The 14,507-nt window shown below is 70.4% G+C and carries 10 protein-coding genes; 7 read left to right on the forward strand and 3 right to left on the reverse strand.

Annotated elements, in window-relative coordinates:
- Nucleotides 1-37: 37 nt before the first annotated feature.
- From rsgA to OG331_RS13420, 3 genes are all read right to left on the reverse strand, one after another.
- A complete protein-coding gene (gene rsgA / locus OG331_RS13410; protein WP_406195516.1) occupies nucleotides 38-1,132 on the reverse strand; it encodes a ribosome small subunit-dependent GTPase A in 1,095 nt (364 codons plus the stop codon).
- A gap of 239 nt (nucleotides 1,133-1,371) precedes the next feature.
- Nucleotides 1,372-2,868: a cellulose binding domain-containing protein gene (locus OG331_RS13415; protein ID WP_406195519.1), complete on the reverse strand. Its 1,497-nt coding sequence runs from the start codon at nucleotides 2,866-2,868 to the stop codon at nucleotides 1,372-1,374.
- Between the two features lie 190 nt (nucleotides 2,869-3,058).
- Nucleotides 3,059-4,378, reverse strand: coding sequence for a radical SAM protein (locus OG331_RS13420; RefSeq protein ID WP_406195522.1), 1,320 nt, complete (start codon nucleotides 4,376-4,378; stop codon nucleotides 3,059-3,061).
- A 147-nt stretch (nucleotides 4,379-4,525) separates the two neighbouring features.
- Here OG331_RS13420 and OG331_RS13425 point away from each other — a divergent pair, with 147 nt between their 5' ends.
- The 7 genes from OG331_RS13425 to OG331_RS13455 all read left to right on the forward strand — a co-directional run bounded on the left by OG331_RS13425 (nucleotide 4,526) and on the right by OG331_RS13455 (nucleotide 14,507).
- A complete protein-coding gene (locus OG331_RS13425; protein WP_406195525.1) occupies nucleotides 4,526-5,779 on the forward strand; it encodes an FAD-binding protein in 1,254 nt (417 codons plus the stop codon).
- Between the two features lie 126 nt (nucleotides 5,780-5,905).
- A complete protein-coding gene (locus tag OG331_RS13430; protein ID WP_406195528.1) occupies nucleotides 5,906-7,153 on the forward strand; it encodes an ROK family transcriptional regulator in 1,248 nt (415 codons plus the stop codon).
- 211 nt (nucleotides 7,154-7,364) lie between these two features.
- Nucleotides 7,365-8,630 (forward strand): ABC transporter substrate-binding protein, encoded by a 1,266-nt coding sequence (locus OG331_RS13435; RefSeq protein ID WP_406195531.1) that lies wholly within the window; start codon nucleotides 7,365-7,367, stop codon nucleotides 8,628-8,630.
- A 20-nt stretch (nucleotides 8,631-8,650) separates the two neighbouring features.
- Complete coding sequence (locus OG331_RS13440; RefSeq protein ID WP_406195534.1) at nucleotides 8,651-9,616, forward strand: carbohydrate ABC transporter permease; 966 nt, start codon at nucleotides 8,651-8,653, stop codon at nucleotides 9,614-9,616.
- Nucleotides 9,613-10,506: a carbohydrate ABC transporter permease gene (locus OG331_RS13445; protein ID WP_406195537.1), complete on the forward strand. Its 894-nt coding sequence runs from the start codon at nucleotides 9,613-9,615 to the stop codon at nucleotides 10,504-10,506. The genes OG331_RS13440 and OG331_RS13445 overlap by 4 nt, the downstream gene beginning before the upstream one ends.
- Nucleotides 10,507-10,518: 12 nt before the next feature.
- Nucleotides 10,519-13,398: a glycoside hydrolase family 2 TIM barrel-domain containing protein gene (locus tag OG331_RS13450; protein WP_406195540.1), complete on the forward strand. Its 2,880-nt coding sequence runs from the start codon at nucleotides 10,519-10,521 to the stop codon at nucleotides 13,396-13,398.
- 101 nt (nucleotides 13,399-13,499) lie between these two features.
- Entirely contained in the window at nucleotides 13,500-14,507 is a 1,008-nt protein-coding gene (locus tag OG331_RS13455) for an ATP-binding cassette domain-containing protein (RefSeq protein WP_406195543.1), read from the forward strand.

A 14,507-nucleotide genomic window follows, 5' to 3' on the forward strand; every position in this document is an offset into this window, starting at 1 on the left:
GTTGCCCCCAGCCACGGCCACGAGCACACCGGCACCGTCACCGCCGACGCCCACCCCGCTTCGCCTCCATCGCCGCGCGCCCCTCCGCCCCCTTCCGCTTCCAGTCCTTCTTGATCTCGGCCCTGAGGCGCGCATCGGTCTTGGCCACGATCCACCGGTTCTCCCGCATCAGCTTCCGGTAGCTCTCCAACCGCCGCTCGGACAGCTCACCTGCCTCCACGGCGGAGCGCACCGCGCACCCCGGCTCGCTCTCGTGGGCACAGTCCTGGAAGCGGCACTGTCCGCCCAGTTCCTCGATCTCCGAGAAGACCTGGCCGACCCCGGCCTCGGCGTCCCACAGGCCGACGCCCCGGAGGCCGGGGGTGTCGATGAGGACCCCGCCGCCCGGCAGGGCGAGCAGGTTGCGGGTGGTGGTCGTGTGGCGGCCCTTGCCGTCGACGTCGCGTGCGGCCTGGACCTCCATCACGTCCTCGCCGAGCAGCGCGTTCGCGAGCGTCGACTTGCCCGCGCCGGACTGCCCCAGCAGCACGGACGTACCGCCGCTGACGACCGCGACGAGGACCTCGAGTCCGTCCCCGTCCACCGCGCTGACCGGCAGCACCGGCACACCCGGCGCGGTCGTCTCCACGTCCTGGACGAGATGCGAGAGCGTCACCGCGTCCGGCACGAGGTCGGCCTTGGTGAGCACCACGACGGGCTGTGCGCCCGACTCCCACGCCAGCGCGAGGAACCGCTCGATCCGGCCGAGGTCGAGCTCGACGGCCAGCGACACGGCGACGATGGCGTGGTCGACGTTGGCGGCGAGGATCTGCCCCTCGGACCGCTTGGAGGAGGTGGAGCGTACGAAGGCGGTACGGCGTGGCAGATACGTCCGTACGTAACGCGGGGTGCCCGCGGGTTCGACGGCGACCCAGTCGCCCGTGCACACGACGCGCATCGGGTCGTGCGGGGTGACGAACGCCGTGTCTGCCCGTACGACACCGTCGGCGGTGACGACGTCGCACTGCCCGCGGTCGACCCGCAGGACGCGCCCGGGCAGCAGCCCTTCCGCGTCGTGCGGGGTGAACGCGTCGGCCCAGGACGAGTCCCAACCGTAGGGAGCCAACGCGGAGAAAACAGAGGTGGAAGTCAACGGGTGACCCTTCACAAGGGTGGCCCCGGCAGCCGCGCACTTCGGACGCGGAGAGTGAGTGAGATCAGCCGGCGGCCACGGAGGTGGACTTGATGAACTGGATGCGGGCAGCGCACGTCGCAAAGACAGCCATCGGTCGACACCTCCTCACTCATGTCCGCTCGACGGCGGCGGCCACCGGCCACCGCCCTGATCTTCCGTCACTCTAGCCCGGCCCCACGAAGGCCCGTCAACCGGTTTTACGCGCAGTCGCGTCCGTTCAGCGTGAAGTCGTGCGCCGGGGAGTTCTCGCCCTCCCAGGAGGCGAGGAAGCCGAAGGCGAGCTTGCCGCCCTCGGGGACGGTCCTGTTGTAGTCCGCGGCGGTGGCGGTGACGCGGGAGCCGTCCTGGCCGAAGCTCGCGTCCCACATCTGGCCGACCTCCTGGCCGTCCCGGAAGGACCAGGCGACGCGCCAGTCGTCCAGGGCGCGTTCGGTGGTGACGGTGACGGTGGCCTGGAAGCCGTCGGGCCACTCATTGACCAGGTGGTAGTCGACGCTGCAGGTCACCGGCTCGCTCGTGGACGGGTCGGGGTCGTCCTCGCCGGCCGTGGCCGATGTCGTGCCCTGCGGGCCGGGACGGGGGTTCCGCTCGGACGGCTCGGACGGCTCGGACGAGTCGCCGCCGCCGGTGGCGCTTTCCGACGGGTCCGGGGAGTCCGAGGAGGGCTGCGTGGCCGCCGTGACCGGCAGGGTGAAGCCGGGGTCGGCGACGGGCTGGCGGTCGGACGGGTCGCCGCCCGCCGTGGCACCGTCGCCGGTGGAGCCGCCCGGCATCATCGACACCGCGAGGGCGAGCGCGGAGACGAGGACGGCGGCGACGAGCAGGCCGCTGCGCACGACGCGCGCCTTGTGCGTCCCGGCGTTGGGCGGACCCCCGTCCGCGTCGGTGGGGGCGGGGCGCCCGCTGAGGCGTACCTCGGCGGCCCTGCGGCGGCGCTCCAGGTAGGCGAGACCGCCCCAGCCGATCACCCCGCCCGCGAGGGCGCCGGGCAGTCCGCCGCCGTGCAGCCGCAGACAGGCGGCGGCCTCGGCGCACTCCACGCAGGTGGCGAGGTGGCGGGAGAGGTCGCCCGGGGTGTCCGCGCCGGTCGAGCGGGTGACGGCGTCGAGGAGGCGGGCGTAGCTGCGGCATTGCGCGGCCATCGGCGTGTCGAGGTGGTTGCGCTGGCAGCGGTCCCTGAACAGGCCCCGGACCTGGGCGAGTTCGTCGGACACGGTCGCCGGGTCGAGGCCGAGGCGGCGGGCCACCACGTGCAGGGGCAGCGCTTCCACCTCGGCCAGCCACAGCAGGACCGCGTCGGGTTCCTGCATGTCGCGCAGTCCGCGCAGCGCGAGCGGGCGTTGCAGCGGAGGGCCGGTGTAGCGGGCGGCCTTCTCGGAGTTGAGCCACAGACGCAGGTCGGGGTCGAGTCTGTGGCCGTGCCCACGCTCCTCCCAGGCGGCCGCCGTGGTGCGTACGGCGGTCAGCAGCAGGGGGATGCGGGGCAGTCGGGCCGGGCGGCGGGCCGCGCTCCTGAGGTTCCCGGACTCGGTGTCGCGGACCTCGCGCGTACCGGTCGAAAACGCCTCGGTGGCCAGTTGGCCGGCCGCGTCGGAGCCGGCCGTGCACAGGTCGGCGTACGACAGCACGGCGTCCCAGCACTCGGAGAACAGCGCGGCCTCGGTGGCGTCCTGGGGAGTCGGCAGGTCGGGCATGGGTCTCCTGCATCCACATGCGAGGTCAACTCGCCATATTGGCAGTGGAGTTGGGGGGAACCTCGCGGCAGAGCCCGAGCCTTTCACGTATTCAACACAACTGACAAGCGCCGTGTTCACATGTCATGACAGACGGTCGCGCCCCCACAACTGCACCCACTTGTACGGGCGCGGGCCCCGTCCGTCTCACTTACACCGCAGCGGATTTCTCCTCGGGCAGGCTGTCCATGAAGGAGCTCACGGAGAACACCGCGTTGCCGGGGCCGGGCGGGCCGTAGCCGGGAGGCGAGGAGAGGCCGAAGTCGTCCATCGTCGCGCGGTACGCCTCCAGCAGGCGGATGTGGTACTCCAGCGGCGCGCCCTGTGGGTTGGCCTTGCCGAGCGGGGTCGTCGGCTCGGGGCACCAGGTGGTGAACCGGGGCGTGATGCCGTGGGACATGAAGAAGCGCAGGCCCTCGGTGGTGGAGGCGATCGCCTCGTCGACCGTCTTGAACCCGAAGGGCTCGGCCATCTCCACGCCCGCCACGAAGTTGGGGATCACGTTGCGTGCGCCGAACACGTCCGCCGAGTCGAGGATCCGCTTGTGCCACTCGTCCCGGCCGACGTACCGCTCCTTGCCCGGGCAGTACATCTTGAACAGGTACTCGTCCCACACCTCGTAGTTGGGGTGGTAGATCTGCACGCCGTAGTCCTTGAACCGCTGCACGTCGTCGCGCGGCAGCGCCTGGGCCACCACCTTGCCGATCCAGCGGCCCGGGAAGCGCTCCTCGATGGCCTTGGCGTAGTGGCCGTAGAAGTCGGCCTCGTCACGGCCGGAGACGGTCTTGGTGATCGCGCCGCCGGTGAGCGTGTAGGCGGTGGAGGCCTTCGCCGTGTCGTACCGGTCGATGATCTCCAGGGCCTCCAGCACCTCCTCGACGTCCTTGACGCCGGTGTACGGCCGCCCGGCCGCCTTGTGCTGGCGCCAGTTGTGGTTGATGTCGCAGTACTGGCACTCCTCCTTGGCGCCGAAGTACTGGCAGACCCGGAAGACGGTGAGGTAGATCAGGTAGCCCCACTGGATGGTCGGGGCGACCTCCATCACCGACTTCCCGCTGGCGAGGGTGTGCCGGTAGTACTCCGGCATGGGCGGCACGCCGACGTCCGAGATCCGCTTCCCGTCGAGGTAGAGGCCGAGCACCCCGTCCCCGTCGGCGGCCACGCGATACGGCGACGCCGGGTTCACGCGTACCGAGACGACCGTGCGGCGCAGGCCGTACGGGCCGCCGGTGAGGATGATCTCCTCCGGCGGGCGGCGCAGCGCGGCCTCACCCAGCTCGGGCAGGGTGCCGTGGTCGAAGGAGAAGATGAAGTACGACTTCGGCTTGACCTCGCCGTCCTCGTTGTCGCTGAGGGCAGAGGGGTCGAAGGCCACCCCGCCGCGGAGCAGATCCTCCTTGAAGACGGCTTCCCGCGGAACGTGCGGGAATCGCTCCATCAGATCCTCGACCAGTGCGGTGCGGCTGCCCATCCGTGTCTCCTCCCGGCTCAGGCGTACGACTCCTCACGTTATGCCCCTGCCCGGTCCCGGGTGGGGGCGGGGGGCCTCATGTTGCCCGCCGGGGTAGTTTCCACCTGGGAATTTCTGGTTGACGTTGTCCTCGGGAGGGGCGATCACATGGCCGAAACCGTGACCAACTGGGCGGGCAACATCACCTACGCCGCCAAGGAGCTGCACCGGCCGTGCTCCCCCGACGCCGTCGGCGCCCTGGTGGCGGGGAGCGCGAAGGTGCGGGTGCTGGGCAGCGGGCACTCCTTCAACGAGATCGCCGAGCCGGGCTCCGGGGGCGTCCTGCTGTCGATCGCCGAGCTGCCGCCGGTGGTCGACGTGGACCGCGCGGCCCGCACCGTCCGGGTCTCCGGCGGCGTGCGGTACGCCGAGCTCGCCCGGGCGGTGTACGGGCACGGGCTCGCGCTGCCGAACATGGCGTCCCTGCCGCACATCTCGGTGGCCGGCTCGGTCGCCACCGGCACGCACGGGTCGGGGATCGGCAACGGCTCGCTGGCCACGTCCGTGCGGGAGGTCGAACTGGTCACGGCGGACGGGTCGGTGCTGACCCTGGGGCGGGGCGACGAACGGTTCGGCGGCGCCGTCACCTCGCTGGGCGCCCTCGGTGTCGTCACGGCGCTCACCCTCGACCTGGAGCCGCGCTTCGACGTCGAGCAGCACGTCTTCACCGAACTGCCGCTGGACGGGCTGGACCTGGGGACCTTCGAGACGGTGATGGCGTCGGCGTACAGCGTGAGCCTGTTCACCGACTGGCGCGAGCCCGGCTTCCGGCAGGTGTGGCTCAAGCGGCGCACCGACCAGCCGCTGCCCGACTTCCCGTGGGCCGCGCCCGCCGTCGAGAAGATGCACCCGGTGCCGGGGATGCCCGCGGTCAATTGCACCGAGCAGTTCGGGGTGCCGGGGCCGTGGCACGAGCGGCTGCCGCACTTCCGGGCGGAGTTCACGCCGAGCAGCGGGGCCGAGCTGCAGTCGGAGTATCTGCTGCCGCGCCGGTACGCCGTGGACGCGCTGCACGCGATCGACGCGATCCGGGCAACGGTCGCCCCGGTACTGCAGACCTGCGAGGTCCGTACGGTCGCCGCCGACGACCAGTGGCTGAGCCCCTCCTACGGGCGGGACACGGTGGCGCTGCACTTCACGTGGATCGAGGACACCGCGGCCGTGCTGCCCGTGGTGCGGCGGCTGGAGGAGGCACTGGAGGCCTTCGAGCCGCGGCCGCACTGGGGGAAGGTGTTCACGACGCCGGCTCAGGTGCTGCGCGTGCGCTATCCACGGCTGGCCGACTTCCGGGCGCTGGCGCGGGAGCTGGACCCGGGCCGGAAGTTCACCAACGCCTTCGTGCAGGACATACTGGGTGACTGAACTCCTGGGAGACTTCGTAAAGCCCCTTTCCTAACCCCTTGTCGAATATTCCCGCACGCCATAGCCTTGCGCCGCGCCGGTGCCGACCGCGAACCGGCATGACGTGAAGGGACGGGGGCACACCGAATGAAGCGCACATCACGTGACATCCGCACCGCGAACCGCTACGAGGTGCTGCGCCAGATCATCGCCGCGTCGCCCACCTCGCGGCAGGAGCTGGCGGCCGCCACCGGGCTCAGTCTCGCCACGGTCGCCACGCTCGTGGGCGAGCTGCTCGACCTCGGCATGATCACGGAGGTCGGGTTCGAGGACTCGGCCGGCGGCCGGCCCCGGGGGCTCGTCGCCGTCAACGCGTCCGGCGGGGCCCTGATCGGCGTCGACATCGCGGAGACGTACGTCCATGTCGAGCTGTTCGACCTCGCGCTGAACGTGCTGGCCCGCGCCGAGGAGGACGTCCGCCCCGGCGAGAGCCTCCCCGAGCAGGTGGTCGGCCATGTCGCCGCCGCCGTCGGCTCGGTGGTCACGCAGGCCGGCGTGGAGGGCGCGCGCGTGCTCGGCGTCGGGGTGAGCGTGCCGGGGCAGGTGGACCGCGCGACCGGCTTCTCGGAGTACGCGCCCAACTGGGACTGGCACGACGTGCCGCTCCTGGACCTGCTCACGGAGCACATCGCCTACCCGCTGTACCTGGACAACCCGCTGCGCGCCTCCGCGGTGGCCGAGCTGTGGTTCGGGGCGGCGCGGGGGCGCGGGGACGCCGTGGTGGTCAACCTCGGCACCGGCGTCGGCGCCGGGCTGGTCCTGGGCGGCGGGCTGCACCGGGGCGTCAGCAACAGCGCCGGCGAGTGGGGTCACACCACGATCGTGCTGGACGGCAGGCTGTGCCGGTGCGGCAAGCACGGCTGTGTGGAGGCCTATGTCGGCGCGTCCGGAATCATGCTGACCCTGCGGGAGTTGGGCGGCGACAGCCCGCTGCTGCACGCGGAGGACCAGACGGCCACCATCGACGCGCTCGCCCGGGGGCTGCGGGGCGGCGACCCGGTGGCGGTCAAGGTGGTTCGCGACACCGTCCGTTACCTGGGCGCCGGGATCGCCGACCTGGTGAACCTGTTCAACCCCGAGGTGGTCGTGCTCAGCAGCTGGGTCGCGGCCGCGCTCGGCGAGCCCCTGGCGGACGAGGTCCGCGAGGCCGTCGCCCGGCACGCGCTGCCGCGCCCGATGGCCGCCACCGAGATCGTCCTCTCCCCCATCCCCACCGATCCGGTGTGCCTGGGCGCGGCGACGTTCGCGCTCGAAGGGGCCCTGCAGACGGTGGGCCAGAGGACGACCGCGAAGCGCCCCACGCCCGCGAGGAGCCGTACCGCACCGTCTGCGTGACCGCTCGGGCCGTGGCGAGGGACGCCCCCGCGGCCCGTCACGTCCGGTATCCCGAACGCTGCGCAACGCTTCGCACAGACTTCGTTCAACCCCTTGCCGAAGCCTTAGCCGAAGGTTAACGTCCCGCACCGCAACCCCGTTTGAGCCAACTGGCGCTGAGCCGCTCCAGCCAGGCACAGGGCAGAGCCGTACTCGAGACAAGGACGTCAGCATGTCGGCATCGAGCAACAGCAACTGGGACCGCCGAACCGTTCTGCGGGCCGCGATGGGTCTGGCCGCCGCGGGCGGGCTCGCCGCGTGCGGCAGCAACACCGGGCGTTCCGGCGGTTCCGGTTCGGGCGTCAACCTGAACCAGTACTTCCACGCCTACGGCGAGGCCGGCACCGAGCAGGCCGTCAAGAAGTACGCGAAGGCGTACGAGGACGCGAACGTGGCCACGCAGTGGATCACCGCGGCGGACTTCGAGAACAAGCTGTTCGCGACGCTGCTCACCAAGAACGCGCCCGACCTGTTCGAGTTCCACCCGCAGATCCAGATGGTGAAGAGCGGGCAGGTGGCCGATCTGACCGACATCGTCGAGCCGGTCAAGGACGACTTCAATCCGGCCGACATCGCCTCGCACACGGTGGACGGGAAGATATACGGCGTCCGCATGATCGACGACCCGCAGTTCTTCTTCTACCGGCCGTCGCTCTTCGAGAAGGCCGGCGTCGAGGTCCCGCAGACCCTCGACGAGTTGATCGAGGCGGCCGCCAAGCTCACCACCGGCAACGTCAAGGGCCTGTACCTCGGCAACGACCTGCACGCCGTCGTCAACCCGATGATCTGGTCCGCCGGCGCCGACACCCTCGACGACAAGAACCAGATCGCCTACCACACGGACGGCGTCGTCGAGGGCCTGAAGAAGATGCGCAAGCTGTTCACCAGCGGCGACCTCCTGCTCGGCGCCCCGACGGACTACTGGGACCCCTCCGCGCTCAACCAGGGCCTGTGCGCCATGCAGTTCTGCGGCATGTGGGCGATGCCGCAGTTCCAGCAGACCCTCGGGGACGACATCGGCGTCTTCCCCTTCCCGAAGGTCACGGACAACGGCAAGCAGTCGGTCTACAACGGCGGCTGGTCGATGTTCGTCAACGCCAAGGGCAAGAACGTCGACGCGGCCAAGGAGTACGTGAAGTGGCTGTGGATCGACCAGAAGGAGTACCAGGAGGACTGGGCCACCTCCTACGGCTTCCACATCCCGCCCCGCACCTCGATCGCCGAGAGCGCCGACAAGCTCAAGTCGGGCCTGCCGGCCGAGGGCGTCAAGCTCTTCAACGAGTTCGGCCACTTCGACAACATCGGCTGGACCCAGGCCATGATCACCGCGCTGGAGGACGTCTTCGCCAACTCCGTCCGCAAGGGCGGTGACCCGGAGGCGGCGCTCGACAAGGCGGACGCGGCGGTGAACCGCGAGCTCGAGAAGCTCTTCGGATAGGCCGGCGGACGGACCACGACATGTCGACGACCACCAAGCCCGACCTCGCGAGCCCCGCCCCGGCGAAGGCCTCCCCGGCCGCGTCGCGGCGGGGTCTGCGGGGCAACAGCACCTTCAACTTCTGGCTCTTCACCGGCCCGTTCCTCGTCGGGCTGGCGATCTTCATCTACGTCCCGATCGGCTGGAGCGTCTACCTCAGCTTCTTCGAGGCCCGGTTCACGGTCACGCCGGAGAAGTTCATCGGCCTGGACAACTACCGGCACATGCTGACGAACGACGACTTCGTCGGCTCGCTCGGCACCTTCACCGTCTTCGCCGCGTTCATCGTGCCCACCACCTGGGCCCTGTCGCTGGGCCTCGCCCTGCTGGTGAACCGGCTGCGCTTCATGCGGGCGTTCTTCCGGTCGGTGTTCTTCCTGCCGACCGCGGTGAGCTATGTCGCCGCCGCCCTGATCTGGAAGATGTCCATCTTCAGCGGCGTCCGCTTCGGCCTGATGAACACCCTCCTCGGCTGGTTCGGGATCGAGAACATCGCCTGGCTCGCCGACCCCAACCCGCCCTGGTACTGGCTGGTCATCGTCACGGCCCGCCTGTGGCTGCAGTCCGGCTTCTACATGATCCTGTTCATCGCGGCCCTCCAGAACATCCCGGCCGAGCTGTACGAGGCCGCCGCCATCGACGGCGCCAAGTCGGGCTGGCAGACCTTCCGGTACATCACGCTGCCCCAGCTGCGGGCCACCTCGACCGCGGTCGTCCTGCTGCTGCTCATCGCCGCCTACCAGGCCTTCGACGAGTTCTACAACCTGCTGGACAAGACGACCTGGGGCCGCCCGCCGCTCATGGAGCTGTATTTCAAGGCCCTGGGCGAGAACCAGGACTACGGCGCCGGCAGCGCGGGTGCCGTCATCCTCACCGTGCTGATCCTTGTCGTGACCCTGTTCCAGGGCAAGCTCATGGGCTTCGGAAGGGGGGAGGAGTCCAAGTGACCACCACCACGCCCGACATCCGCAAGACCGCTCCCGCAGGAAGGCCCCGCCGCGCCCGGCGCGGGGGCGGCGTGATGGGCAGCACCGGCCTCTACGTCGCCACCGGTATCGCCGCCCTGCTGTTCCTGGTCCCCTTCTACATCCTGGTCCGCAACGCGCTCTCCACCGACGCCCAGATCACCGGAGAGAACTGGACGTTCTTCCCCACCGACATCCAGTGGGGCAACATCACCTCCCCGTTCGACTCCTCGCAGGTGCCCTTCGCCCGGTCGATGTGGAACTCCACGGTCGTCGCCGTCCTGCACACCGTCGGCGTCCTGCTGGTGTGCTCCCTCGCGGGCTACGGCCTGGCGCGCATCCCGTACAAGCACGCCAACAAGATCTTCTACGTCGTCCTGGGCACCCTGATGGTCCCGACCGCCGTGACCTTCGTGCCCAGCTTCGTGCTGGTGTCGTCGCTCGGCTGGGTCGACAGTTACCGGGGTCTCATCGTCCCGGGCCTCTTCAGTGGTTTCACCTGCTTCCTGTTCCGGCAGTACTTCCTGGGGTTCCCGAAGGAGCTGGAGGAGGCGGCGCGCGTGGACGGGCTCGGGTACTGGGGCGCCTACTGGCGTGTCGTCGTACCGAACTCGCTGAACTTCTTCGCGGCCATCGCCACCATCACCTTCATCAACGGCTGGAACTCCTTCCTGTGGCCGCTGGTCATCGGCCAGGACCCCAGCGCGTGGACCGTCCAGGTCGCGCTCTCCTCGTACACGACCGGCCAGACCGTCGTGTTCCACCAGATCTTCATGGCGACCGCGATTTCTATCCTGCCCTTGCTGCTGGTGTTCCTCTTCCTTCAGCGCTGGCTGGTACAGGGGATCGCACAGACAGGTATCAAGGGCTGATCAAGGAGACCGATGTCTTTCCGCACGACCGCATCCGTCGACTACGTCGAGGACGTCTCCCCGGGCCGCGGGGCCCTCCCGCCCCGCGCCCGGTACGCCTCCTCGGACGCCAAGTCCCTGTCCCTCAACGGTAGTTGGCGCTTCCGTCTGTCGGCGACCGCCGACGCCGAGGACGACTCGTTCGCCGGGGAGGGATACGACGCCGGGGGCTGGGCCGAGGTCACGGTCCCCGGCCACTGGGTTCTGCAGGGCGACGGCGCCTTCGGTTCGCCGATCTACACGAACCACCTCTACCCGTTCCCGGTGGACCCGCCGCACGTGCCGACGGAGAACCCGACCGGCGACCACCTGCGCGTCTTCGACCTGCCGGACGACTGGCCCGCCCAGGACGACGGCGGCGCCGTGCTGCGCTTCGACGGCGTCGAGTCCTGCGCGCGCGTCTGGCTGAACGGCACGGAGCTCGGTGAGTTCAAGGGCTCCCGCCTGCCGCACGAGTTCGCGGTCGGGCAGCTGCTGAAGCCGGCCGGCAACGTGCTCGCCGTCCGGGTGCACCAGTGGTCGGCCGGCTCGTACCTGGAGGACCAGGACCAGTGGTGGCTGCCCGGCATCTTCCGTGACGTCACCCTGCTGCACCGCCCGGCGGGCAGCGCGGGCGACTTCTTCGTGCACGCCTCCTACGACCACACCACGGGCGAGGGCACCCTGCGCGTCGACTCCGACGTCGACGGGCGGGTGTCCGTGCCCGGCCTCGACATCGATGTCGCGACCGGCGAGCAGGTGACCGTCGCGGTCGACCCGTGGTCGGCGGAGACGCCGAAGCTGTACGACGGCGAGCTGGTCACGGCAGGCGAGCGCGTGCCGCTGCGCATCGGCTTCCGTACGGTCGCCCTGGAGGACGGCCTGATCAAGGTCAACGGGAAGGCGATCCTCTTCAAGGGCGTCAACCGGCACGAGTGGCACCCCGAACAGGGCCGCGCCCTCGACGTGGAGACCATGCGCGAGGACGTGCTGCTGATGAAGCGGCACAACCTCAACGCGGTGCGCACCTCGCACTACCCGCCGCACCCGGCCTTCCTCGACCTGTGCGACGAGTACGGCCTGTGGGTCATCGACGAGTGCGACCTGGAGACCCACGGCTTCACCGAGCAGGGCTGGCGCGACAACCCCGTCGACGACGACCGCTGGACCCCGGCCCTGCTGGACCGGGCGGCCCGCATGGTCGAGCGCGACAAGAACCACCCGTCCGTCGTCCTCTGGTCCCTCGGCAACGAGGCCGGCACCGGGCGCGGCCTCACCGCGATGGCCGAGTGGATCCACGGCCGGGACTCCTCGCGGCTCGTGCACTACGAGGGCGACTGGAACTGCCGGGACACCGACGTGTACTCCCGGATGTACGCCTCCCACGAGGAGGTCGAGCGAATCGGGCGGGGCCTGGACGGGGGTGCGGGGAAGAGGCGTGAACTCCCCTTCATCCAGTGCGAGTACGGGCACGCGATGGGCAACGGCCCGGGCGGGATCGCCGACTACCAGCGGATCTTCGAGGCGCACGACCGGCTCCAGGGCGGCTTCATCTGGGAGTGGATCGACCACGGCATCAAGCACCCGGAGCTGGGCTACGCCTACGGCGGCGACTTCGGCGAGGAGCTGCACGACGGCAACTTCGTCTGCGACGGCCTGATCTTCCCGGACCGGACCCCGTCCCCCGGGCTCGTCGAGTACAAGAAGGTCATCGAACCGGTCCGCATCGAGGGCGACGGCGCGGACGGCACCGTACGGGTGACGAACGCGTACGACTTCGGCGATCTGTCGCATCTGGAGTTCGAGTTCTCCTACCAGGTGGACGGACTCCCCACGGGCGCGCACACGCTCGCCGTGCCGCCGCTCGCGCCGGGTGAGTCGGCGGAGGTCAAGCTGCCGGCAGCCGCACCCGACGGCAACGGCGACGACGTCCAGTGGACGGTCCGCGCGCTGCTCGCCGAGGACACGGCCTGGGGGCCCAAGGGCCACGAGGTGGCGTGGGGCCAGGAGACCGTCAGCCCGCGCACAGCCGTCACCGTCGCCGCCTCTCAGCGCCCCGTGCCCGGCGAGCGGCTGATCACCCTCGGCCCGGCGACCTTCGACGCCCGCTCGGGCCGGCCGACGACGATCTGCGGCCTCGACGTGACCGGGCTGCGCCTGGACGTGTGGCGGGCGACGACGGACAACGACGACGGCGCGTCCTGGCAGGACGACACGCGCTACGGCGTGCTGTGGCGCAAGCTCGGCCTGCACCGCATGCAACACCGGCTGGACGCCGTGGAGTTGGCCGACGACGCGTTGACCGTCCGCGCCCGGGTGGCGCCCGCCGCCGCCGAGGTGGGCCTGCGCACGGTGTACCGCTGGACGTCCGACGGCACCCGGCTGAAGCTGACGGTGTCCGTGACTCCCGAGGGCCACTGGACGGTTCCGCTGCCCCGCCTCGGCGTCCGCTTCGGCCTGCCGACCGACGCCGCGCAGGAGGTCCTGTACTTCGGTGGCGGCGCCGAGGCGTACCCCGACACCCGCGCCGCCTCGATGCTCGGTCAGTGGCTGCCGGGCATCGACGCCCTGCACACCCCATACGTGCGGCCCCAGGAGAACGGCGCCCGCGCCGACGTCCGCTGGGCCGAACTGGGCGGGCTGCGGATCGAGGGCGACCCGGAGTTCTGGTTCAGCGCCCGCCGCTGGACCAACGAGCAGCTGGACGCGGCCCGGCACCTGACCGACCTCACGCCGGGCGACACGCTCTGGATCAACCTCGACCACGGCCAGCACGGCATCGGCTCGCAGTCCTGCGGCCCGGGTCCGCTGCCGCAGTACTTCCTGACGGCGGAGCCGACGGAGTTCTCGTTCGTGTTCTCGACCACTGAGTGACATACGTCCGCATGCGGCCGGTCGGCACGGGTGCCGACCGGCCGTGACCTTCTTCCCACTTGCTTTTCAGTCAAGGGATCAGTCAAGGGAGTTGATGTCCATTGAGTGCCGGCATCGAGGTTCGCGGTCTCTCCCGGACCTTCCACACCACCGTCCGACGCCCCGGTTTCGGGGGCGCGCTCCGGTCCCTGGTCGACCCGCAGAAGGTCGCCAAGCACGCCGTCTGTGACGTGACCTTCTCCGTCGCCCCCGGCGAACTCCTCGCCCTGCTCGGACCGAACGGCGCCGGGAAGTCCACCACCATCAAGATGCTCACCGGCATCCTCACCCCGACCGCCGGCGAGGCCCGCGTCGCGGGCGTGGTGCCGTACGAGGAGCGGGAGCGCAACGCCCGTAACATCGGCACGGTGTTCGGGCAGCGCACCCAGCTGTGGTGGGACCTCCCGGTGCGCGAGTCGTTCGCGATCCTGCGGGACATCTACGAGGTGCCGAAGGCCGAACACGCCGCCAGACTGGCCGAGTTCGACGACCTCCTCGACCTCTCCTCCTTCTGGGACACCAGGGTCCGTCACCTCTCCCTCGGCCAGCGGGTCCGCTCCGACCTGGCCGCCGCGCTGCTGCACGACCCGCCGGTCGTCTTCCTCGACGAGCCGACGATCGGCATGGACGTGGTGGTGAAGGAGCAGGTGCGGGAGTTCCTGCGGCACCAGGTGGCGGAGCGCGGCCGTACGGTCCTGCTCACCACCCATGACATGACCGAGGTGGAGCGGCTCGCCGAGCGGGTCGTCCTGATCAACCACGGGCGGCTCGTCCTGGACGGCACCCTCGACGAGATCCGCCGCACGTTCGGCTCGACCTGGCAGGTCCGGGTGACGCTCGCCGACCCGCACGCCGAGGTCGGGTCCCTGCCGGGCATCGCACTGCTGCGCCGCGAGGGCCCGCAGGCGGTCTTCGGCCCCGACGGTCCCGACGCGCCGACCGTGCACCAGGCGCTGAAACAGGTCATCGAGCGGTACGAGGTGACGGACCTCGCCCTCGACGAGGCGGACCTGGAGGACGTGATGCGGGCGGCGTACGTGCATGCCGGGCCCGCGGCGGGAGGAGCCTGA

The sequence above is a fragment of the Streptomyces sp. NBC_01017 genome (genome assembly GCF_045162795.1).
Classification (GTDB): domain Bacteria; phylum Actinomycetota; class Actinomycetes; order Streptomycetales; family Streptomycetaceae; genus Streptomyces; species Streptomyces machairae.

What these genes read in the sequence shown, in the direction of transcription:
- OG331_RS13435 (WP_406195531.1), top strand. Translation starts at nt 7,365, where the DNA reads ATGTCGGCATCGAGCAACAGCAACTGGGACCGCCGAACCGTTCTGCGG.
- OG331_RS13440 (WP_406195534.1), top strand. Translation starts at nt 8,651, where the DNA reads ATGTCGACGACCACCAAGCCCGACCTCGCGAGCCCCGCCCCGGCGAAG.
- OG331_RS13450 (WP_406195540.1), top strand. Translation starts at nt 10,519, where the DNA reads ATGTCTTTCCGCACGACCGCATCCGTCGACTACGTCGAGGACGTCTCC.
- OG331_RS13430 (WP_406195528.1), top strand. Translation starts at nt 5,906, where the DNA reads ATGAAGCGCACATCACGTGACATCCGCACCGCGAACCGCTACGAGGTG.
- OG331_RS13415 (WP_406195519.1), bottom strand. Translation starts at nt 2,868, where the DNA reads ATGCCCGACCTGCCGACTCCCCAGGACGCCACCGAGGCCGCGCTGTTC.
- OG331_RS13420 (WP_406195522.1), bottom strand. Translation starts at nt 4,378, where the DNA reads ATGGGCAGCCGCACCGCACTGGTCGAGGATCTGATGGAGCGATTCCCG.
- OG331_RS13425 (WP_406195525.1), top strand. Translation starts at nt 4,526, where the DNA reads ATGGCCGAAACCGTGACCAACTGGGCGGGCAACATCACCTACGCCGCC.